The sequence below is a fragment of the Paenibacillus sp. SAF-068 genome (assembly GCF_051967555.1).
In the GTDB taxonomy this organism is placed as follows: Bacteria; Bacillota; Bacilli; order Paenibacillales; family Paenibacillaceae; genus Paenibacillus.
Genome location: NZ_JBQCJX010000001.1, coordinates 2,756,369 through 2,779,184, shown reverse-complemented (window position 1 = coordinate 2,779,184; position 22,816 = coordinate 2,756,369). Strand labels below are relative to the sequence as shown.

Annotated in this window: 17 protein-coding genes; 12 read left to right on the top strand and 5 right to left on the bottom strand. The window is 44.5% G+C overall.

The features are described 5' to 3' along the window. Positions 1 to 174 precede the first annotated feature (174 nt). The 5 genes from thyA (at position 175) to ACTHPG_RS11920 (ending at position 6,801) form a co-directional block, all read left to right on the top strand. The gene (gene thyA / locus ACTHPG_RS11940) at positions 175 to 969 is read left to right on the top strand and encodes a thymidylate synthase (RefSeq protein WP_440389541.1); all 795 of its coding nucleotides are present in this window, start codon (positions 175 to 177) and stop codon (positions 967 to 969) included. Positions 970 to 1,019: 50 nt separating this feature from the next. Further along, positions 1,020 to 1,508, top strand: coding sequence for a dihydrofolate reductase (locus ACTHPG_RS11935; RefSeq protein ID WP_440389540.1), 489 nt, complete (start codon positions 1,020 to 1,022; stop codon positions 1,506 to 1,508). 618 nt (positions 1,509 to 2,126) lie between these two features. Next, on the top strand, positions 2,127 to 3,614 hold the full coding sequence (locus ACTHPG_RS11930; protein ID WP_150366716.1) for a glutamate synthase subunit beta: 1,488 nt from the start codon (positions 2,127 to 2,129) through the stop codon (positions 3,612 to 3,614). A 230-nt stretch (positions 3,615 to 3,844) separates the two neighbouring features. Then, complete coding sequence (gene fur, locus ACTHPG_RS11925; protein ID WP_421890497.1) at positions 3,845 to 4,336, top strand: ferric iron uptake transcriptional regulator; 492 nt, start codon at positions 3,845 to 3,847, stop codon at positions 4,334 to 4,336. Between the two features lie 125 nt (positions 4,337 to 4,461). After that, on the top strand, positions 4,462 to 6,801 hold the full coding sequence (locus ACTHPG_RS11920) for a DNA topoisomerase 3 (protein ID WP_440389539.1): 2,340 nt from the start codon (positions 4,462 to 4,464) through the stop codon (positions 6,799 to 6,801). Positions 6,802 to 6,829: 28 nt separating this feature from the next. Here the strand turns inward: ACTHPG_RS11920 and ACTHPG_RS11915 are convergent, their stop codons facing one another. Next, a complete protein-coding gene (locus ACTHPG_RS11915) occupies positions 6,830 to 7,594 on the bottom strand; it encodes an HAD family hydrolase (RefSeq protein ID WP_440389538.1) in 765 nt (254 codons plus the stop codon). Positions 7,595 to 7,643: 49 nt separating this feature from the next. Further along, complete coding sequence (locus ACTHPG_RS11910) at positions 7,644 to 8,564, bottom strand: ArsR/SmtB family transcription factor (RefSeq protein WP_440389537.1); 921 nt, start codon at positions 8,562 to 8,564, stop codon at positions 7,644 to 7,646. A 207-nt stretch (positions 8,565 to 8,771) separates the two neighbouring features. Between ACTHPG_RS11910 and ACTHPG_RS11905 the strand changes: the two genes are divergently transcribed. The 5 genes from ACTHPG_RS11905 (at position 8,772) to ACTHPG_RS11885 (ending at position 14,299) form a co-directional block, all read left to right on the top strand. Beyond that, entirely contained in the window at positions 8,772 to 9,962 is a 1,191-nt protein-coding gene (locus tag ACTHPG_RS11905; protein ID WP_440389536.1) for an MFS transporter, read from the top strand. An 83-nt stretch (positions 9,963 to 10,045) separates the two neighbouring features. Next, a complete protein-coding gene (locus ACTHPG_RS11900; protein ID WP_091020744.1) occupies positions 10,046 to 10,771 on the top strand; it encodes a phosphonate ABC transporter ATP-binding protein in 726 nt (241 codons plus the stop codon). 21 nt (positions 10,772 to 10,792) lie between these two features. Continuing rightward, positions 10,793 to 12,112 carry a hypothetical protein gene (locus ACTHPG_RS11895; protein ID WP_440389535.1) on the top strand — a complete coding sequence of 440 codons (1,320 nt, stop codon included), beginning with the start codon at positions 10,793 to 10,795 and terminating at the stop codon, positions 12,110 to 12,112. Then, the gene (locus tag ACTHPG_RS11890) at positions 12,105 to 12,803 is read left to right on the top strand and encodes a response regulator transcription factor (RefSeq protein ID WP_017688086.1); all 699 of its coding nucleotides are present in this window, start codon (positions 12,105 to 12,107) and stop codon (positions 12,801 to 12,803) included. Before ACTHPG_RS11895 ends, ACTHPG_RS11890 begins: the two co-directional genes overlap by 8 nt. Next, positions 12,800 to 14,299, top strand: a complete 1,500-nt coding sequence (locus ACTHPG_RS11885) for an ATP-binding protein (protein WP_440389534.1) — start codon at positions 12,800 to 12,802, stop codon at positions 14,297 to 14,299. The genes ACTHPG_RS11890 and ACTHPG_RS11885 overlap by 4 nt, the downstream gene beginning before the upstream one ends. 117 nt (positions 14,300 to 14,416) lie before the next feature. Here the strand turns inward: ACTHPG_RS11885 and ACTHPG_RS11880 are convergent, their stop codons facing one another. Further along, complete coding sequence (locus tag ACTHPG_RS11880; protein ID WP_440389533.1) at positions 14,417 to 15,643, bottom strand: glucose-1-phosphate adenylyltransferase; 1,227 nt, start codon at positions 15,641 to 15,643, stop codon at positions 14,417 to 14,419. A gap of 223 nt (positions 15,644 to 15,866) precedes the next feature. Between ACTHPG_RS11880 and glgB the strand changes: the two genes are divergently transcribed. Both glgB and glgA read left to right on the top strand, forming a co-directional pair. Next, a complete protein-coding gene (glgB, locus tag ACTHPG_RS11875) occupies positions 15,867 to 17,843 on the top strand; it encodes a 1,4-alpha-glucan branching protein GlgB (RefSeq protein WP_440390231.1) in 1,977 nt (658 codons plus the stop codon). Continuing rightward, a complete protein-coding gene (gene glgA, locus ACTHPG_RS11870; protein WP_440389532.1) occupies positions 17,840 to 19,282 on the top strand; it encodes a glycogen synthase GlgA in 1,443 nt (480 codons plus the stop codon). The genes glgB and glgA overlap by 4 nt, the downstream gene beginning before the upstream one ends. Before the next feature lie 144 nt (positions 19,283 to 19,426). Here glgA and ACTHPG_RS11865 read toward each other — a convergent pair whose 3' ends face one another. Both ACTHPG_RS11865 and ACTHPG_RS11860 read right to left on the bottom strand, forming a co-directional pair. Next, entirely contained in the window at positions 19,427 to 21,193 is a 1,767-nt protein-coding gene (locus ACTHPG_RS11865; RefSeq protein ID WP_440389531.1) for an alpha-glycosidase, read from the bottom strand. A 282-nt stretch (positions 21,194 to 21,475) separates the two neighbouring features. Beyond that, positions 21,476 to 22,651: a M20 family metallopeptidase gene (locus ACTHPG_RS11860; protein ID WP_440389530.1), complete on the bottom strand. Its 1,176-nt coding sequence runs from the start codon at positions 22,649 to 22,651 to the stop codon at positions 21,476 to 21,478. Positions 22,652 to 22,816 lie beyond the last annotated feature (165 nt).

The following is a 22,816-nucleotide window of genomic DNA, read 5'->3' as shown; positions in this document are numbered from 1 at the left end:
GGTGGAAAGTTAAACATTCAAAAGTTTCAGTGAATTGATTTCATCCACTAACTTAATTGTGGTACACTGTAGTAATGATCAGTCATGATGTGGCTCCAGGCTAATCATGGTCTAGATATTTAGTATTAAAATTAAAATTTATACTTATGAATAAGAGTGCGAGGAGATAACAACATGAAAAACTATCTCGATTTATTACAGGATGTTCTGGACAACGGCTTGCATAAAGGAGACCGTACCGGAACAGGAACACAATCTGTATTCGGCAGACAGCTCCGCTATGATCTCTCCGAAGGATTCCCGTTGGTAACAACCAAACGAATTCATCTCAAATCGGTTATTCATGAACTGTTATGGTTTTTGAGTGGCGATACCAATATATCTTATTTGAAAGAAAACGGTGTGAAGATCTGGGACGACTGGGCGGACGAAAATGGAGATCTGGGACCGGTGTATGGCTCGCAGTGGCGTACATGGGAAGCACCAAACGGAGAAAAAATTGATCAGATCGCTGCAGTCATTGATTCAATCAAAAATAATCCGGATTCACGACGTCACCTTGTCAGCGCATGGAATGTGGCTGAGATCAACAATATGAAGCTTCCACCTTGTCATTTTGCGTTTCAGTTTTACGTTGCAGAGGGTAAATTATCTTGTATGCTTACAATGCGTTCCGTGGATACGTTCCTCGGGTTGCCGTTCAACATCGCGAGTTATGCGCTCTTGACTCATATGATCGCCCAGCAATGTGATCTCGAGGTGGGTGATTTCATCTGGTCTGGAGGGGATGTTCATATCTACTCCAACCATGTTGATCAGGTTAAAACTCAGCTGGAACGTGAACCTTATGCTTTACCTAAGCTGGTAATCAAGCGTAAGCCGGATTCTATTTTTGATTATAAGTTTGAAGATTTCGAATTCGAGAACTATCAGCATCATCCGGGCATTAAAGCTCCAATTGCAGTCTAATTATGTGTTCAATCTCGATAAGAGATTTGGATTGAAGGAGTGTATTACCCTTGAGTATTGAACTGGTATGGGCAATGGGGGAGAACGGTGTGATCGGGTTGAATAATTCGATTCCATGGCGTTTACCCAAGGATATGGCCTTTTTCAAACAACGCACGATAAACAAAACGATTATTATGGGGCGTAACACATGGGAATCTTTTGGTGGTAAGCCACTTCCTCAGCGGCGTAATATCGTAGTGACAAGAGATCTGAACTACAAGGTGGAACAGGCTGAAATCGTACATACGATTGAAGAAGGGCTGAGCGCAACCAAAGGTGAGGAACTGTGCGTAATTGGGGGTTCACAAGTGTATCGCGAGTTCTTGCCAATTGCAGATCGTCTTGTGGTGACCAAGATTCATGAGAATTTTGAGGGAGATACATTTTTCCCTGAAGTGAATTGGTCCGAATGGGAACTGATTGAACAGATTGAAGGCGAACAGGATGAAAAAAATGTCTACGCATATACATTTGAATTTTATGAACGTAAACGTTAAAAATGGTATGCGAAAATCCTGACTTCGGTAGTATATGGGTGATGAGAGGCGCTGATTGCGAGTATTCGTGAACAGCGTCTTTTCTTTCTTTTATAAAAAAGAGTCACTGGTTTAGATCGGAATGCATATCACATAAATGTAACATAAAAAAACGACGTTTATGTATAATATACATATAAACCTTTCATTAAATAGTAAAAAAGTGTAAATAACTTGTGGTTTTAACGTTGTGAAGCCCTAAAACAAGTCTAATATTCAGAAATTTGAACGTTTTGTAACAGAATACGTTGAATTTAATGACAAATTATCTGACATTTATATAACGTTTCGATCTATATCTCTTTAAACACACAGCGGATTTTGCAGCCCATAAACACATTTAACGCCAAAATAAGGGTATTGACCGTCGGTAGACTTGAAAGATATGATGTATAAAATACAAATAATTATGCGGATAATCCATTTAATATTCACCACAGTAAATGCTACTATAATTGAAATATCTTCGAGAAGATTTTGTGATACAATAGACAAAAACTCAAGAAACGAGTAATCCATTTCATATAGAACCATGCACATGAAGGGATTAAGACAAGAACGGATGGGGGAAAACGTAAGATGTCTACACCTACTGGATTTATGGAATACAAACGTCAACTGCCAGCAGATCGTGAGCCAGCGGAACGGATCAAGGATTGGGAAGAGTTTCATAAACATATGGCAGAAGAAGAACTCAGAACACAAGGTGCACGATGCATGGATTGTGGTACCCCATATTGCCATACAGGTATAGATATGATTGGCGGCACGTCAGGTTGCCCCGTGCATAACTTGATTCCGGAATGGAATAATCTTGTATATCGTGGACTGTGGAGAGAAGCACTTGAGCGTCTTCACAAAACAAATAATTTCCCGGAATTTACAGGTCGCGTCTGTCCAGCTCCTTGCGAAGGATCATGTACAGTTGGCTTAATCGGTCAGCCTGTAACCATCAAAACGATTGAAGAAGCCATTATTGAAAAAGGTTTCGAAGAAGGATGGGTCGTTCCGGAGCCTCCTGAAAAACGTACGGGTAAACGTGTAGCTGTGGTAGGCTCTGGTCCAGCTGGATTAGCTACTGCGGCTCAGTTGAATAAAGCAGGACATTCGGTAACCGTGTATGAGCGTTCGGACCGTGTTGGCGGATTGCTGATGTACGGTATCCCGACAATGAAATTGGATAAAAAGGTCGTTCAACGTCGTGTCGATCTGCTTGAAGCAGAAGGTATCCAATTCATCACAAACACCGAAATCGGTAAAGATATCGCAGCACAACAACTCGTAGATGAGTATGATGCTGTTGTATTGTGCGGTGGTGCTACGAAGCCGCGTGAATTCAATATTGAAGGCAGTGACTTAAAAGGTGTTCATTACGCCATGGATTTCCTGAATGGCAGTATTAAGAGCTATCTGGACTCCAATCTGGAAGATGGTCAATACCTGTCCGCTAAGGATAAAGATATTATCGTCATTGGCGGCGGTGATACCGGATCTGACTGTGTAGCTACATCGCTGCGTCATGGATGTCGTACGATCACTCAATTCGGTACGCATACACAAGCACCTATGGAACGTGATCGCATTAACAACCCTTGGCCACAATTCCCGAACGTATATACACTTGATTATGCACAAGAGGAAGCCAAAGCGTTGTTTGGTCAAGATCCGCGTGAATTCTCCATCATGACAACGAAATTTGTCGGAGACGATGAGGGTAACCTCAAAGAACTGCATACAGTGCAGATCGAACGTATTGTGGATGAGACGGGCCGCAAGATTTATCAGCCGATTCCAGGTACAGAACGTGTATTCCCGGCTCAGATGGCCATGATTGCGATTGGTTTTGATGGACCGGAACAAACGTTGGTAGAGCAACTGGGTCTCGCAACAGATCGTCGTACCAACGTTAAGGCACGTTACGGCAAATACAATACCAATGTGGATAAAGTATTTGCTGCAGGTGACATGCGTCGTGGTCAAAGCTTGGTTGTATGGGCGATTAATGAAGGCCGTGAGGCTGCTCGTGAAGTGGACAAATACTTGATGGGTGCTTCGGTTCTGGTGTAAATTATAGAGCAAGATATAAATGACAACCCTCGCGACTAGCGAGGGTTGTTTGCTGTTATTTTAACCAATATGACTACATATTTCATGCAAGTGTGAGCAATAGCATTGCTTTTTAAGTGATAAAGATTTATTATTATATTATAATGATTATAAATAAGGATTAACTGAAGCCATGAATCCGTACGATAGATGTAAAATTCAATGAATATAAACCGGAGGTGCGACCTGCTATGGCAAGTAACCGGGACAAGTCCATTTCAGAACAGATCTTTCACATTAAAAATCAATTGGTTGATAAAGGATATAAGTTAACACAACAACGGGAAGTTACTGTACGTGTATTGCTTGAACATGAAAAGGATCATTTTAGCGCAGAGGAAGTTTTTCTCCTTGTGAAGGAGCAGTTCCCTGAGATTGGATTGGCTACCGTATACCGAACTCTGGAATTGCTGAGTGATCTTCAAGTCGTTGAAAAGATTAACTTTGGCGATGGTGCTGCGCGCTTTGATCTGCGAAGTACAGATGGTTCTCATCATCACCATCATTTGATCTGTACAGAATGTGGTAAAGTGGAAGAGATTATGGAAGATGGACTGCTTCGTTTGGAACAGCAGATCGAGCGCCAGTATGGCTTTGCTGTTACGGATCATCGCTTGGATTTCCAAGGGGTATGCAAAGAGTGCAGACAAAAGCATGTACTAAAAGAACAGGCTGCAGGATAATTCATTTCGGGAAGGTGCTCCCGAATCCAAAATCTGATATAATGAGTTTCAGAAGCAAGGGGCTTCCGTCGGCGGAATGCCCCTTTTTGCCGTCATGCGGACGGTGAAGGAGGAGAGATGGACGGATGAAGACACTGGTTATAGCGGAAAAACCCGATATGGGACGAACCATTGCCGCCGTCATAGAACCAAAGGCCAAGAACAATCGCACGTATCTGGAAGGTGAGCATTACATTATCACCTGGGCGATAGGGCATTTGCTTGGACTGGCTGAACCGGATGCCTATGATACAAAGTACAAGCGCTGGAACATAGCGGACCTGCCGATCATACCCGATCAGTTCAAGATTGTACCCAATCCGAGGACGAAAGATCAGCTCAAAATGATTGGAGAACTGGCGAAACGAGCTTCAGCGATCGTTAATGCCTGCGATGCAGGGAGAGAGGGGCAGTACATCTTCGCCCTTATACAACAGCAATTGAAGTTGCGGCAGCCTGTAAAACGTTTGTGGATATCGGATTTGACGGCAGAGAGCATTAGACGCGGTTTTGATGGTCTGAAGGATGCCTCTGAATTTGAAAATTTGACCCATGCTGCCCGCGCCAGAAGTGAAGCCGATTGGCTGATCGGCATGAACGCCTCACGGGCATTTACAACCCGCCATAATGCATTGTTGTCTGTAGGCCGTGTGCAAACACCGGTACTCGCGCTAATCTATGATCGGGAAATAGAGATTGAAGCGTTCCAGTCACAGACCTTTTACGAAGTGGCCGCCTGGTTTCGGCAGGAGGGTGTCGAGTACCGGGGACTGCGTCAGGGAGATAAGTTGACCGATGCGGAAGCGGCAGAGGCTATTGCAGCCAGTGTGAAGGGCAAGACAGGACAGATTACCAAATACGAAGCGAAGCAGACGAAGGAGTATCCTTATCGTTTGTATGATCTAACCCTTTTACAGCGTGAAGCCAATGCCAAGTTCGGGTATGGTGCAAAAAAAACACTGGATATCGCGCAGGCCTTGTATGAAAAACACAAGGTGATTTCGTATCCGCGGACGAACTCCAACTATGTTACAGAACAGAATATCGAAGGAATGCACAAAACGTTAAACCTGCTTAAAAATGGTACCTATAGTGAGCTTGCGCAAGGGGCTAAGCCAGAGCTTGTTCATAAAAATAATAAAGGGGTATGTAATCCGAGCAGAGTTGAAGATCACCATGCAATTTTACCTACTTTAAAGCGACCAGGTACCTTATCCAAGGATGAACAGAACATCTATGATTTGATTGTTAGGCGTTTCTTGTCTCACTTTTATCCTCCAGCGGAGTATAAACAACATACCGTGCTCACCGAAGTGGAGAAACATCAGTTTAAGACATCTGTCAAAGAACTGCTGTCCCTTGGATGGAAAGTGGTACTTGGTTCCGGAGATCAGGAACAGGGTGGTGCAGGCAAGAAGAAGACCAAGAAAAACGGCAATGAAGAAGAGGAAGCCGAAGAGTGGACGGACAAGGCTTTTAGTGTACAACCTGAACTGCCTGTTCAATGTACGAAGAGTGAGTTCAAGGAAAAGGCAACCCAGCCTCCCAAAAGTTATACCGAGGGAACATTGTTGAAGGCGATGGAAAGTGCAGGCAAGCAGATCGAGAATGAAGAACTGCGAGATGCGATGAAAGACAGTGGTTTGGGTACTCCAGCTACACGTGCAGCTACAATTGAGCGCCTCAAAAATGTAGGTTACATTACGCTCCAAGGGAAAAAAATGCAGTTAACGCTCAAAGGCAGAACGGCTATCGAATTGATTCGCCGGGCTGGCGTGGATCTGTTAACGTCACCTGAGATGACCGGGCAGTGGGAAAGAAGGTTATATCAGATTTCCAAAGGTGAGGCGGGGCAGGACAAGTTCATGGAGAACGTCAAGAAATTTACGTTGTCCATCATTGAGAAAGTGCGTGTGCAAGCTCCTGCGCCGGCAGATGCTTTTGGAGAAGATTCTCGTGCAGGCAGAGGGAAAGGCAAGGGAGCCAGAACTCAAGTCGGCAATACGAGGACATCTGCCAAGACAGCTAGTGGTGGTTCAACTGTAAAATCGATTCGTCAGAATACGGCATCTTCATCCAGAGCTGGTAGTGGGAAAAGTACGACCATCAAGGCACCATCGTCAAGTGGGAGCCCAACGGGAGTGAGAGAGTTACTGGCACCTTGTCCTTCTCCCGGCTGTACAGGTCAAATTATAGAGGGCAAGAAGGGCTATGGCTGCTCACGTTTCAAGGAAGGCTGTTCGTTTGTGGTCTGGAAAGAGTATGCGGGCAAAAAAATCACCAGTACGATGTTAAAGTCGCTGATTGAGAAGGGGAGTACTCAAGTACTGTCTTTCAAACGAAAAGACGGGAGTACGGTGAAAGCACGTATTATTTTACAAGACGTCGTAACTGGCAAGTTATCTGGCGAGAAACAGGATGCTTGATTGTGGGCATCATAAAGGAAAAGGACCCTTATCCAAGGGTCCTTTTCTGTTGCTGCTGTTGTATGTTTTCGTGTATGACTTTGGGTACCTCTTCCAGTGCAGTGATGGTATACATCGATGTTTCCGGATTAGGTTGAAGTTCTACGATGTTGTATTGCCATTCATTCGGCTGTTTGATGTATATACTGTGTATTCCGGCTTTTACCGCGGGCATAATATCTGTCCGCAGTGAGTTGCCGATCATCCAGGTTGCACGACGATCAAAAGGACCATTAGACAGAATGCCTTCCAGTGCCTCAATGTTTTTGTGTTGCCGAATATAGATCCGATCATCAAAATAAGCCGAGAGCTTCATCTGATCAATCTTCCGCTGCTGGATCACGGTTTCGCCGCCGGTATATAAATACAGGGAGTGTCCAGCACCTTTGAGGTTCTCAAGTGTTTCAACCATATGGGGATATGGTTCAACCTCCTGATCGTAGACACTCATGCCCAACTTGCTCAGATAGGACTCTTCTCTCGAAGAAGTTGATCTGGCGAATTTTTTGGAAAAGTAACGATAGGTATCAATCAGGGATTGCGGAAAATGATGACTCGCAAAGCCAAGCTTGTTCACTCCGGTTACGTCAATCTCGAGTTGTTTTTCGCGAATCTCTTGCGTTGTCAGAGCATGTCCATCAAACCACTCCTGCATATTCTCAAAGAATTCTCCCAAAATCAGGTTGAAATACTTGTTGCAATATACGAGTGTATCATCAAGGTCAAACAAAATATGTTGTTTCATTAATTTCATGATCTAACTCACTCCTTGTAGCCAGCAACTCTGCAATGGTGCAACCAAATTATATGCGAATGTAGGATTCCAGAAACATATTCAATTCAGATACGCCATCTGGACGAATGCTGTATTTCTCTTTACGGTTACTTCCGAGCAGATGGGTTCTCAGCAGACCTGCGATGCGTAGTGCCATTACCTGATCTTTGACGGTATCTTCGTCTTTATCCAATTCTTCACACATCTCAGCGAGAGACTTGGGTTCATCCGATACGTAACGAAGCAGACGAAGTCTTTCGGGATCAGCCAGTGCATGGGTGAAACGTAAAAGGCATGTTGGCGGCTGGTCTTCGTTCTCCTCAGGTGCATCTACGGGATACTGCATAATCATCATACCCTCATAGAAGCAGTACATATTGATAGGACGATTGTGTACCGTTGGAAACAGAATGACTTCGTTCAGTCCAGGCATTGGTTCAACGAGAACGCCTGCTGTAGCATATTCAATAAGTAATTCAGATCCCATTTTATCAAGCAATATGCGTTTTTCATCGGCATCTTCTTCCAGCCATACACGCTGATCTTCACTCATGTTCTGACAGTAGTGTTCATCCCATAGTCGCAATAATGGGACATAACTGTTCCGAATGCGCGTAGATTCTTCTATTGTAAGAGCGGGCAGAAGAGGAGACACACGTGCATATAGGTCTTCCGCTGACATTCCGGCAAGCATGTCCAGGAAATCACGATTCTCCGATGTATCATTTTGATATGCTGCCCATGCAAACAAAACATCAAAATCATCAAAAGGCCAAGTGGCCGCAGGTGCGAGCGCAGCTCGTACATTGGAACTTAGTTTGCCTTCCACTTCCTGAATCCATTCAGGACCAATATCCAGATGCTGAATCCATTTTTTCGTGACATAAACCAGAAAGCTGTTAAGCATTTCATATATCGGTGAAACATCAATTTTCACATGATAAGCCATAATGTTGCAGAATCCTCCCGTCACATCTAAATGTACGCAGCGACTTAACTACTATTATGGCTTGTTTTGCAGGGCGTTGTCCACTATAATGTTCAAGTCCGGGGCAAGCCCCGATCTATCAATAGCAGTTCAAAACAATATGTATAACATACAAAAGTCGTCAGCGATGGCGATTTTTCTTTGTGTGCTCGCAGGAGGAATGAATTCGTGTCATTGATTACTCGTCCCAGACTATCACACTCGACAGCCAACTATCTTATTCTGATTACGGTTATTGTGGTGGCGGGCATAAGTCAGGGGCTTTTGCTTCCTGTGCTTTCGATTTTTTTGGAGCAAAAAGGGGTCTCACCAGGTTTAAACGGATTAAATGCCGCAGCGTTGTACATTGGCTCATTTGCGATGACGCTAGTTGCGGAGCGACTACTGGGTGCATTCGGGTTCAAAAAGTTGATTGTAGGCGGCCTGTTATTGGTCATGGTTCCTTTAATCCTGTTTCCTTATTTACCGGACATTAAAATATGGTTTATTTTGCGTTTGATCGTTGGAATAGGAGACAGCGCACTACATTATGCGGCCCAGCTCTGGGTGCTGCTTGTTACTGCACCTGAAAAGCGTGGACGGTACATATCATTATACGGCATGTCCTACGGCTTGGGCTTTAGCATTGGTCCACTGGGAATCAAGTTGCTCGGCTTCGGTGATGCAGTACCTTTTTGGGTATTGTTCGTATGTATCGCAGCAGTTCTTATTCTGGTATTAACGAAGCTCCCGGATACGAAACCGGAAAAAGCAGAGCATGGCCAGTTGCCGGAACGGCGGTTCCGTCGGAGTCTGGCATGGGCTTGGTATGCACTGTTACCTGCACTTCTCTACGGATACATGGAGGCTGGTATGAATAGTAACTTCCCTGTGTATGGCCTGCGTATCGGATTCGACACCAATCAGATTTCGTCGTTACTTCCTTTTATCGGAATTGGAGGTTTGTTCCTTCAATTACCCCTCGGAATGTTGAGTGACCGATACGGGCGTAAGAAGATATTGATGTTTGCGGGCATCAGCGGGGGAATTATCTTTATGTTGGTACCCGTTGCAGGTGAGAATTTCTGGTGGACACTTGTATTGTTAACAATCGCAGGTGGTCTGGTCGGTTCCTTTTTCTCACTGGGATTGGCGTATGCCGCGGACATTTTACCTAAAGTGTTGCTGCCTGCTGCCAATGTGGTGGCATCCTTTCATTTCACGATTGGAAGCACTATTGGTCCAAATCTGGGTGGTCAGATGATCAACTGGATTTCACCCGGAAGCATGTTCACCTTGCTCGGAATCATGTACCTTCTTTTTGGCGTGGCAGGTATATTATTTCGTCGTAAACCTGAGTTCGAATCTGTGTTAAAATAGAAGCTGGTGTTCGCATGGAAATTGATGTCCATTTCCGAGTACACTAGTGGTAGGGAAAAACATGGACAAGAGGAGACATCGCGATGATCAGAGTAGAGAATTTGAGTAAATCCGTTGGCGTGGACCGCGTTCCCGTTCTAAGGGATATTCGATTTGATATGCAACAAGGTGAGATGATAGCTGTAGTTGGCTCAAGCGGTAGCGGTAAAAGCATGCTGCTCAAATGTCTGGCCATGATGGAAAAATGGGATTCCGGCCGGTTTACGGTGGATGGTGCCGAGATTTTGAAAGAAGGCTGGTCTGGAAAACGGAAAATCAAACGGGAATGGGCATACTTGGAACAAAACCCAGAATTATTTCCCAGACGTACGGCTCTTAAAAATGTATTAATCGGACGATCAGGTCAAACTCCCGTGTGGAGAATGGTAACCGGTATGGTGCGTTCCGATGATTATATGGGTGCTATGGATTATCTCGAAGGATTGGGATTACTCGATAAAGCACATCAAATCGCAGAGAAACTCAGTGGTGGCGAGAAGCAGCGTGTTGCTATTGCAAGAGCACTTGCTCATGGTGCCAAAGTGGTTTTGGCTGACGAACCTGTAATTGGTCTTGATCCACATACAGCAGATTCGGTGCTGGAAACGCTGCGTAAATTATGTGAAGAAGAACGTGCAACGGTTATTGCAGTATTGCCAATTGAACTTGCTGAGAAACATGCCACGCGAATCTGGGGACTGGCAGACGGCAAGATCGCTTTTGATATTCGTGGACGAAGATTGACACAGCAAGAAAAAAACCAGATTTAACTATTGAAAAGAGTGATGAGATTGTTTAATTCACGGTGGGGACGCCTCATTGCAGCAGGAACTATGGCCATTATGCTTGGTTCTGTTCTAAGCGGATGTACAGTCATAAGTGACCCCAAGGGTTTGATGAGAAAACCAATGATGTCCACAGATAAGGAAAAACTGTACAACGTGGTTCAGGTTAAACTGCCGCCAGAGAGCACGTTGATTCGTCCCAAGGACATGAATAATACCAGTATGATTCGAGTGGAAGACCTGAATGGGGATGGAACTCGTGAAGCGATTGTTTTTTATGAGACACCGAATGAGAATGTGCGAATCCATGGCATGATTTTGGAAGAGCAGGGTGGCACATGGGTTAAAAAGCTTACATTTGATGTACCGGGAAATGAGCTGCAATCGTTTAAAGTATTAGATATCACAAATGACGGAAATCCGGATATTATTCTTGGAGTAAGTTTACAGGAACAGAAGGCCCTGACAGCCTATTCTTACAAAGGCGGGGCACTGGAACAGGTTCTGGGTGGAGTGCCATATAACCAGTATATCATTGATGATGCGCAGGGAAATACGCTGGATTTGAGTGGGGATGGCAAAAGTGATTTTGTTATCATTTCGCTGAACAACAGCGGTTTCGCAACCATTGCGTTATATCAGTACGAAGACGGCAGTTTCAAGGAAGTTGATCGGGTGCAAACCGACTATACGGTTAAAGAAGTTTATAATGCTCTGGGTGGAGAGATCTCCAAAGGACAAACGGGCATTGTACTGGATGCTGAGCTGGATGATCGGAGTTCCTTCTCACAAATTATGTATGTTAAGGATAACAAGTTGGTCAATGCTTTTAAATCACCGGATCAAACGTATAGAGATGACAAAATTTTAAGCGGTGATGTCGATAATGATGGTATTATTGAGTTTGGACTTAAAGAGACTCCAAAAGGTTGGGAGCATTACGTTTTTGACTCCAGGTTGTGGTTCTATTCCTATTATCAATGGGATGGCAAAGAAGGCAAGAAATTTGTCTCGTTCCAATTCCGGGATGACGCTGATTTATTTCATCTAAATCTCAAGCCAGAGTGGTACGGTAAGATTACTATTGACACCAAATCGGAAAAGGAAAAATATATTCGATTTAAAATGATTGATACGGACGAAACCGTGGCAGAGATCAAATATTTTACCCTTTCCAAGTGGGAGCAGGAGAAGGGTAAAAGCTGGAAGGAAATTACGCGTACCAAAGATCGGGTTATTGCTTCACGAGTAGCACAATCAGAGGCGGGTAAAGATGCACTGAGCAATATTTCTCAGCTGAACAGAAAGGGAGAACTTAATGAGTAAAGTACTTATTCTTGAGGATGAAGAATCCATCCGCAGTTTTATAGTAATTAATTTAAAGAGAAACGGATTCGAAGTGCTTGAAGCGGGTGACGGTCATGAAGCGCTTCGTATACTCCAGACGGTGCCGGATATTGATCTGGCTCTGCTGGATGTCATGGTACCAGGTATTGATGGATTTGAGGTGTGTCGACGGATCCGTGAAACCAATGAACGTCTGGGCATCATCTTTTTGACCGCGAAAGTTCAGGAACAGGATAAAGTATATGCACTTTCCGTAGGTGCAGATGATCACGTAAGCAAGCCTTTCAGCCCAACAGAGTTGATTGCACGTATTCAGTCATTGTTACGCCGTGTGAACGTGCATCGGGAAACTGCGGCAAAGGTTACGTTCCAGTCCGGACCATTTTCGCTGGACCTGATCTCGAAGCAATTTAAGAAACAGAATGAAGCTATTGAATTGACTCCAACGGAGTTTTCCTTGATTCAGTTTTTCCTGGAAAAAGAAAATACACCGCTCAGCCGCGACGTATTGTTAGATCACGTATGGGGAAAAGAGTACATGGGCGATCCAAAAATTGTGGATGTTAACATTCGTCGTCTGCGTCAAAAAATTGAGAACAATCCTTCCGAGCCCGAATACCTGCAGACTGTATGGGGTCACGGGTACAAATGGAAGGGCCGGGAGCAATGATTAAAAAAGGCATTACACGGCAGATCGTACTACATTATTTCTTTGTAGTTTTTCTTGCTCTGCTGTTGGTCGAATTCGTATTTATGTTGGCAGTACAAAGGTATTATTATGAAAGTATCTACAATACGATTAGTACGCACATTTCCAATTCAAAAGACTTTTTTGAGCCGATTGCTCGTGAGAACAACACGGAAGATGGAAATAATCTGTCCAGATTGATTGTGAATTTGGCATTGTCCAATACGGAATTGGAAATTTTGGATTTGAACGGGCGCGTATTGGCAAGTTCAACTGCTTTTGAATCTGACCGTGCTGTGCTGCAAACCAGTGATATTATGCAGGCCTTGAACGGGGATATGGGACGCTGGATTGGAAGACAACCAGGTACTGGCGAATCCGTCATGGCCGTTTCACACAAGTTTGATCTTGGCGGCGAAAATACGTATGTTATCCGATACCTCACATCACTTGAAAATGTGAATTCCAAATTACTGAATATGGGAATGCTTGCCATTGCGGTCGGTGTTGGCGTGCTTGCCATAGTCTTAATCATTAGTATTGGTATGGCGAATTCCATTGTACGTCCAATCAACAATATCACCGCAGTATCTGCTCAAATGGCCAGAGGACGGCTGGATGTCAGGGTAAAAGGAAATTATAAGCACGAACTGGGCGAATTGGCATCTACGCTTAACTTCATGGCACATGAGATTGTGCGCAGTAATCAGATCAAGGATGATTTTATCTCTTCAATCTCACATGAATTAAGAACACCTCTGACCAGTATCAAGGGCTGGAGCGAGACACTGGACTCAGGCGGTTATGATCCGGAAGAAACCCGTATTGGCATGGGCATCATTTCCAAGGAAACCGAACGATTAATTGGACTTGTCGAAGAGATGCTGGATTTCTCCAAATTGCAGCAGAATCAGATGAAGTTGGTTAAAGGAACGGTCAACATTCGTGAAATTGTGCAGGAAACCATGTTGAACGTCTGGGCCAAAGCGGAACAAAAACAGGTTCATCTCAAGTTGGAAACGGACGAGACTCGTGCTTATAATGTCCATGGAGACGGCAATCGACTGAAACAAGTCTTCTTAAATATTGTGGATAATGCGATCAAATTTTCACATGAGAATTCCTGGATCTTCTTGTCGGTCAAAGAGGAGAATGGTCAGATTATCGCAGCTGTTCAGGATACTGGCATCGGAATTAGTGAAGAACACCTCATCAAAGTGCGGGACCGCTTCTTCCAGGTAAACCATCAAAATGGGGGAACCGGACTGGGACTTGCGATTACACAAGAACTGGTAGAACTGCATGAGGGAACGATTACGATGCAGAGCGAACTTGGATCGGGTACAACCGTTACGGTTACGTTACCAGCTGTGGCAGAGGAGCCAGGTACAGAACAAGCGATAACGCAGTCTGGCGTTGCAGCAGCTCCTGATGAACGAACAGCAAGTGATGTGAAATTGGATCATGAAAAATCTTAAGGTTGCATAACCATGTCTGCGATATCGATCGAATGATACGCTTCATTACAAAAAATATCAACACGTAAAAAGGCGAGCCATCTAAGGCTCGCCTTTTTGCTATAATGTCTATTTTTATTACGAAGAAAGTTCACCAGCGCGCAAGCGCCCACTTTTCTCATATACTTCTTTCAACATGCGAACAGGTTGCGTACGTACAGCCGGTTTGGCAGAGACGATCTCGTTAGGTCCAACAACAACAATTTCATCCGCTGTACCCTTCACAATTGCTCCGTCTTTGATAATCGCACCTTCACCGATGATGGCACGTTCAATGTGAACTCCACGGCCGATACGGGCATTAGGCATAACAACACTGTCTTTTACCTCTGAACCTTTACCTACTTCAGCACCGCAGAAGATAACGGAACGTTCTGCGTGCCCTTCGATGGCACAAGAGTCGTGAATCATGGAAGCTACATGTTCAATCTTCGTTTGTCTAACCTTATAGGCACTTGGCTTGGAGCGCCATTCGCGGGTAAACATCGGCCAGTTCTCTTTTTGCAGACTCCAGTCTTCATCATTATGCAACAGATCCATATGAGCATCCCAAAGGCTTTTAACTGTACCTACATCTTTCCAATAACCATTAAAGTTATAGACAAAGAGGGGATTGTTTTCATTCAACATTTGAGGAATAACATCTTTACCGAAGTCATGGCTGGACTCAGGATTAGCAGCATCTTCCAAGAGATGGCGCTTCAGGTACTCCCATTTGAACATGTAAATGCCCATTGAAGCCAGATTACTTTTCGGTTCAGCCGGTTTCTCGGCAAACTCCGTTACTCGAAGATCAGCATCGGCAGCCATAATCCCAAAGCGATGTGCTTCGTCCCATGGAACTTCCATAACTGAAATCGTTGCTGCGGCATTATTGGCCTGATGAGCCTCCAACATATCACGATAATTCATATGATAAATATGGTCACCCGACAAAATTAGAACATTTTCGGGGTTTTGTTGATCAATATAGTCAATATTTTTATAAATAGCGTCCGCCGTTCCCAAGTATTCGTCATTTCCTGTATGATAAGATGGAAGCAAGGAAATTCCTGCCTCAATTGAGTCGCCATGTCCCCATGGTTCTCCTCCACCAATGTGATCGTGTAACGATTCCGCTTGGTACTGCGTCAATACTCCTACAGTATCGATCCCTGAGTTTACGCAGTTACTGAGAGGAAAATCGATGATCCGGTAGTGCCCGCCAAACGGTACAGCGGGTTTTGCGATACTCGAGGTTAAAGGGGCTAATCGTTTCCCTTCTCCTCCCGCCAACAGCATAGCGATGCAATCTTTATTAAACATAATCGTTTCCCTCCCAAAATATTGTGCATTGTAGTACATCATTAACGCAAAGTAGAGCAGATGAAACTATTGTTGCTGTAAAAATTCAGAAAAAAGACAACATTTTCTAAACCACCGCATTTTTCTTTTCAACTTGGCTAGAATGGGGTAATGGTAACTGTTATATCTATTTTTTTGAGAAGAAGGTGATCTCTTGGCCATTCAACCGTTAGCACACTCGGATATGTTGCCGGAGCATATTTATTTATTTCATGAAGGTAACCTTCATCACAGTTATCGAATGTTGGGCGCGCAGCCTGAGACTTGCGATGGCCGTCAAGGGTATCGCTTTACCGTATGGGCACCAAATGCCGCAGAAGTAGGACTGGCCCTGGACCGCAATGAATGGAAAGGTGAAAAGGAACCTTTATATAAGATACCCGAATCAGGATTTTGGAGTCGTTTTTTTCCGGAAATCAGCGAAGGAACTTTATACAAGTTCCGTATACTAACGGAAGATGGCACAGAATTGCTCAAAGCGGACCCATATGCGTTTCAAGCAGAGGTTCGACCTCAGACAGCTTCTGTCACCAGTTCAATCGAAGGGTATAAATGGAAAGATGGTGCCTGGAGACGCAAACAACGCGCCATGTATAACAAACCTCTACATATTTACGAAATGCACATGGGAACCTGGAAGCGCAAAGAAGACGGAAGCCTCTATAGTTATCGCGAAATGGCTGACTTGCTTGTTCCTTACTTATTAGAAATGAAATATACACATGTCGAAATGATGCCCCTCAGTGAGCATCCATATGACCTTTCGTGGGGATACCAAAACACAGGTTTTTACGCACCTACCAGTCGTTACGGACATCCAAAAGATCTGATGTACCTGGTGGATACATTACATCAGGCTGGGATTGGTGTATTGCTGGATTGGGTTCCTGCACATTTTGCCAAAGACGCTCACGGGTTGCGTATGTTTGATGGTACGCCTTTGTATGAGTATGCAGATCCGATGTTAGCAGAGAAGCCGGGTTGGGGCACACTCAGTTTTGACTACTCGAAACCTGAGATTCGTTCATTCCTGATCTCCAATGCATTATATTGGATGGAGATGTATCATTTTGACGGACTCCGTGTTGATGCGGTTACGAGTATGCTTCGGCTTGATTTTGAGAAGCAGCCAGGTCAATATCGCACCAATGATGAAGGTGGTCTTGAGAACAAGGAAGCTGTAGCTTTTTTGCAGCAGCTAAATGAGACGGTGTTCAAGTATTTCCCTTATGCATTGATGATGGCTGAAGAATCAAGTGCATGGCCAATGGTGACTTTACCAGTACATGAAGGTGGTCTGGGTTTCAACTACAAATGGAACATGGGCTGGATGAATGATACGCTTGATTACATGGAAGCTGATTTTCATGAGCGTCCTTCCAAACATCATTTGCTGACATTCCCGGTCGTATACTCCTTTGCTGAAAATTATGTGCTACCTCTGTCTCATGACGAGGTTGTTCATGGCAAAAAGTCGCTCCTCGACAAGATGCCAGGAACTTATGAACAGAAATTTGCCGGCATGCGTGCTTTTCTGGGCTATTTTATGACTTTCCCAGGGAAAAAGCTGTTGTTTATGGGTGGAGACTTTGGCCAGTTCATCGAATGGAAAGATGAGGATCAACTGGACTGGTTCTTGCTGGATTATGACAGTCACCGCAACTTGCATAAGTTTGAGCGTGAACTGTCTAACCTGTACTTGAGCGAAAAAGCTTTGTGGGAGCTTGATCATTCCTTGGACGGTTATGAATGGATCACTCCGGATGATCAGGACCAGAGTGTCATTTCATATGTACGCAAAGGAAAAAAACCTGCGGATACACTCCTTGTGCTCATTAACTTTCAGCCGGTCAAGCGGGAGCGTTACCGGATTGGTGTCATGCGTCCCGGTATGTATACCGAAGTTCTGAACAGTGACCATTCCGTTTACGGCGGTTCAGGCATTACTAATGATATGCAACTGCCTACCGAAAAGATTCCTTTTCATGGGCATCCGCATAGTCTCGAATTAGTTTTGCCTCCGCTGAGCATCGTGATCCTAAAAAAGAACACGCGTCGGAAAACGGATGAATCACCTGTGAGTATAACTTCCGTCAGTTCAAAAACGAAGAAACAAAATGACAACGACACGCTGAAACCGAAGAGGAGGACAAAGGCATGAATATTTTATTTGCTGCTGCTGAAGTACATCCATTTATCAAAACAGGAGGTCTTGCTGACGTAATCGGTGCTCTTCCGTTTGCATTGAAGAAGAGCGGGGCAGATGTGCGGGTGATTATGCCTAAATACAAGGGAATTCCCGACGAATATAAAGATGCGTTACAGCCCGTAATTACAACGGATGTACCTCTTGGGTGGCGCAGACCCTATTGTGGAATTGAGATGCTGGTTCATGATGGGATCCCGGTATATTTTGTAGATAACGAGTATTATTTTGGACGTGACGGGGTATACGGATATATGGACGACGGCGAGCGTTTCGCCTACTTCAACCGTGCAGTGCTCGAAGTGTTACCACAGATTAAGTTCAAGCCTGACGTGCTGCACAGTCATGACTGGCATGCAGGGATGATTCCTTTGCTGCTTGAAGCCCACTACAGACACGATTCATTCTATAGTGAGATGCGAACGGTATTCACCATACATAACTTGTTGTACCAAGGGGTATTCCCGCATGAGTTATTCAGTGAAATCCTTGAACTGGACGATCGATATTTCACCGTGGATGGAGCCGAATATTACGGTAATGTCAATTTCCTGAAAGCAGGAATCGTATATGCTGACCATGTGACAACCGTGAGTCCAACGTATGCAGAAGAAGTGAAGACATCCTATTATGGATACGGCTTGGACGGATTGTTAAGTTCACTTGGGGATCGTTTCAGCGGGATTGTGAACGGGATTGATACCAAGAGTTACAACCCGGCAACCGACAACAAAATCCCAGTGAAATATAGAACAAGTCTGTCCAAGAAAACGGAGAACAAAATTGAGCTGCAAAAGGAACTTGGACTTCCTGTTCGTCCCGATGCACCTCTCATGGTGATGGTGACAAGGCTCGTGGACTCTAAGGGGCTCGATCTGGTCTGCCGTATCCTCGATGAATTGCTGTATTATGATGACATTCAATTCGCGGTACTGGGAACAGGAGAGCCGATGTATGAACACTGGTTCCGTGAAGCCGCTAATCGTTATCCACTCAAAATGTCTGCCCAGATTACGTTTAACGATGGGTTATCCCGCCGGTTCTATGCAGGCAGTGATATCTTCCTGATGCCTTCGAGGTTTGAACCATGTGGTATTAGTCAGCTACTAGCTCTTCGATACGGTAGTGTGCCTCTCGTAAGGGAAACTGGCGGTCTGAACGATACTGTGCAGGCATACAATGAGTTTACCGGGGAAGGGAATGGCTTCTCCTTCACAAGCTTTAATGCACATGACATGATGAATACTATTCGGCGTGCTGAGGAGATCTACAAACAGCCAGAACACTGGAAGAAGATTGTGAAAAATGCAATGAGCGGGGAATACAGCTGGAACGTCTCGGCTGAAGAATATATGGACATTTATCGCAGAATCACACTTGAGCCTGTAAACTGATGCAATCCTGAATGAGTCGCAGCATATCATGCTGTGGCTTTTTTAATCCATTATACAAAAACACTTCCAAAGTTCAGCAAGAAAGTCATCAGCTGAGACGGTGGAAGTGTTTTCTTTTTTTATATGACTGTCTGAATGTATACTTTAGGCTTGTTGGATGGTAACCGAATCAAGCTGTCTATACAAAATACGGTACCCATAGGGGTCAAGCTTAATATTCATCATTCCATCGGTTGGAGACACAGGCTCTTCCGTTAATGCATCCTTCCAGTCTTTCGTTTCCATTGGATGAGAAAGCGTTCGACCTTGAGGAGTATTGTTCATCCATACGGTGAAATGAAGGTTATCATCAACACGCTCGTACACGATACAGGGATCATTGTGATCAGCCTTAAGGAATCGGAAGCGTCCTTTGCGCAGGGCTTCATTGCTTTTGCGTAAATCGATCATCAGACGATAGAAATCATACAGTTCTCTGTCTTGCTTGGCAGGGTCCCATTCCATACATTTTCGACAATCCGGGTCAGCATGACCACTAATTCCCACCTCATCGCCGTAGAAAATACAAGGTGTACCGATATAGGTGAAAAGAAATACAACCGACAATTTTAATCGGCGTTTGTCTTCCCCCAACCGGGTGAGCAGTCGAGGGGTATCATGGCTGCACAGCATATTAAAGATCACTTCATTGGTTTGTTGCGGATATCGCATAATCAGTGAACCCATCTCGTTGGCAAAGTGATAACCATCCATTGAACCACAGAAGAACTGAAGCACTTTGTCGGCAAAAGGATAATTCATGACGGAATCGAATTGATCTCCCATAAGCCAGGTTAACGAGTCGCTCCATACTTCACCAACAATATAGGCTTCAGGATTCGCTGCCTTCACAACCTTGCGAAAATCACGCCAGAAATAGTTGTCTACTTCATTCGCAACATCCAGACGCCAGCCATCCAGCTTGATTTCCTTAATCCAGTATTCTGCTACATCCAGTAGATAGGCCTTAACCTCAGGGTTGGCTGTGTTGAACTTGGGCATGTTGCCATAGAAACCAAACGTATCGTACGTAGGAATACCGTCCTTGATCTGAACCGGATATTCATTGATGTGGAACCAATCGGCATACATTGAGTTTTTTCCATTCTGGAGAACGTCTTGAAAAGGAGGGAAGTCTTCACTGCAATGGTTAAACACAGCGTCAAGCATGACACGAATACCCAAGCGATGGCATTCTTCTGTCAGTTGTTTGAGCAGGGCATTCGTACCGAAATGAGGGTCGACTTTTTTATAGTCAATGGTGTCGTATTTGTGGTAGGAATTGGCCTGGAATAACGGGGTAAAGTAGATGGCGTTCACGCCAAGTTCAGTCAAGTCATGCAAATGATCCAGCACACCTTGCAGATCTCCGCCAAAATAATTGTCCAACTCCGGTGTGCCACCCCAGTCATGGGTTGCTTGTGGATTCAGCTGGGGATCTCCATTCGCAAATCGTTCTGTCATGATCTGATAAAAGACAGCCTCTTTGGCCCACTCGGGTACCTTAAAGACATCGATTTCATGAATATACGAGAACTCATAATATCCTCCGGTTGGATAGGGGGTCTCATAATGAATTCCGTTATCCGCAAGAAAAACATCTTCCGAACCGGCAGTTATCCGAAATATGTAGGTGAGACGTTTGAACCGTGGCTTGACGGCGGCCTCCCAGTAATCAAACATGTTATCCGAAGCAGCCTTCTCGAGTTGAATTTCCTTGTACGTTCCGTTCCAATTATACTTATCTCCGGTCAGTGCAGTCACGTATTGCACATCATTACGTTTGGTTCGTACGCGCAGATGTATGGTAGACGAATTATAGGCATAAGCCCACTTGTCACGAGGAACATGATACATGGCTTCGAGTAGCATGACAGCACCTCCTGAATATAGGATAAGTTATAGAGGTTGTTCATAAGCCCACTTTTACTGAAAACTGGTCGAACTTATAGTTATATTTACCAAGTTAGCCAGCAAATGAACCACATTCCTGTAATGAAAATGAATAATTTTCATTGTTTTCACAAGGTTTCTTTCACAGCATCTCCAGCTTCTTGCTGAATATACGCACATGTCAATAAAGAAAAAGGTACCCTGAACAGCTTGAAATCGAAGTCTGTCAGGGTACCGCTATATAACAAGTTGAAGTGGATCTTAGCGAATCGCTTGCTCAAACTCGGTACGGATGGTTTGTTGCAACTCTGGCCGACTCAGGACGTCATAAGCTGTTGCAGCAAGTGCTTTTGCTCCCAAAATCATGCCATCCAGCGCGCGTTCCTGAAGCGCAAGATCACGGAAACCTATGGAGTGCAGGGTATGAACCTCATCCACAACACGAATATAAGGGTGAATTGCAGGGCATTTCAGGGAAACGTTACCGATGTCCATGGAGCCATGATCGTTACCACTTACAATCTCTTCCTGCGGGATGCCGAGTTCCATGAGATTTTGACTGAATGCGGCTGAGAATGCTTCATTGGTAACCATCTCGTCATACGACGTTTCATAATTGGATGTCACAAGCTTGCAACCTGTCTGCAGAGCAGAGCCCTCAGCGATTTGAATCACACGTTCTGTGAGGATATTTAGTTCTTTGCGGGTTGCTGCACGTACATAAAATTGAGCAGAAGCATAGTCAGGAATGATGTTTGCTGCCTGACCGCCGTTGTTGATTACCCCATGGATCCGAACGGTGCTTTTCACTTGTTGCCGGAAAGCATTAATTCCGTTGAAGGTTTGAATGACTGCATCAAGTGCGTTGATGCCTTCATGCGGGCTTGCAGCAGCATGTGAAGAGCGGCCATGGAATTCAAATTGCACAGCATCGATAGCCAGCGAGCTGCCTGACTTTTCGTAGGCATAATACGGATGTGCCATAAGGGCAATATCACAGTCATCGAACAGGCCTGCTTCTGCCATTGGTACTTTGGCACCACGTGTCTCTTCTGCGGGTGTACCAAATACTTTAATCGTTCCACCTACTTCATCCAGAATGGATTTCAGCCCAACAGCAGCTCCGAGACTCATCATGCAGATCAGATGGTGACCACAAGCGTGACCGATCTCCAGCAAGGCATCATATTCGCACAATAATGCAACAGTAGGGCCGGGTTTGGCAGCGGAATACGTGCCGATAAAGGCTGTCTCCAGTCCAAGGATTGGAGCCTCTACAGTGAAACCGTGGTAGACCAGTTCTTCTTTCAAACGGGCAGAAGCGAGATACTCTTCATTTCCCAGTTCGGGGTTGGCACCGATATATGATGAAATGGCTTTAAAACGGGAAGCATATTGATCAATAACCGTCAGAATTTGTGATTTGTTAGATGTCATTAGTGAACTCCTTATGCAAAAATGAAAATAATTCATTAATTATATCATGTTTGCTTTATTTTTTCAGAAACAAGTCAACATTTGTAATGTCAAAATGCATTGCATAATCATGCATTGTACTTTATAATGACTCAGTCATCAACATGAGAAGCATACAACGTATTG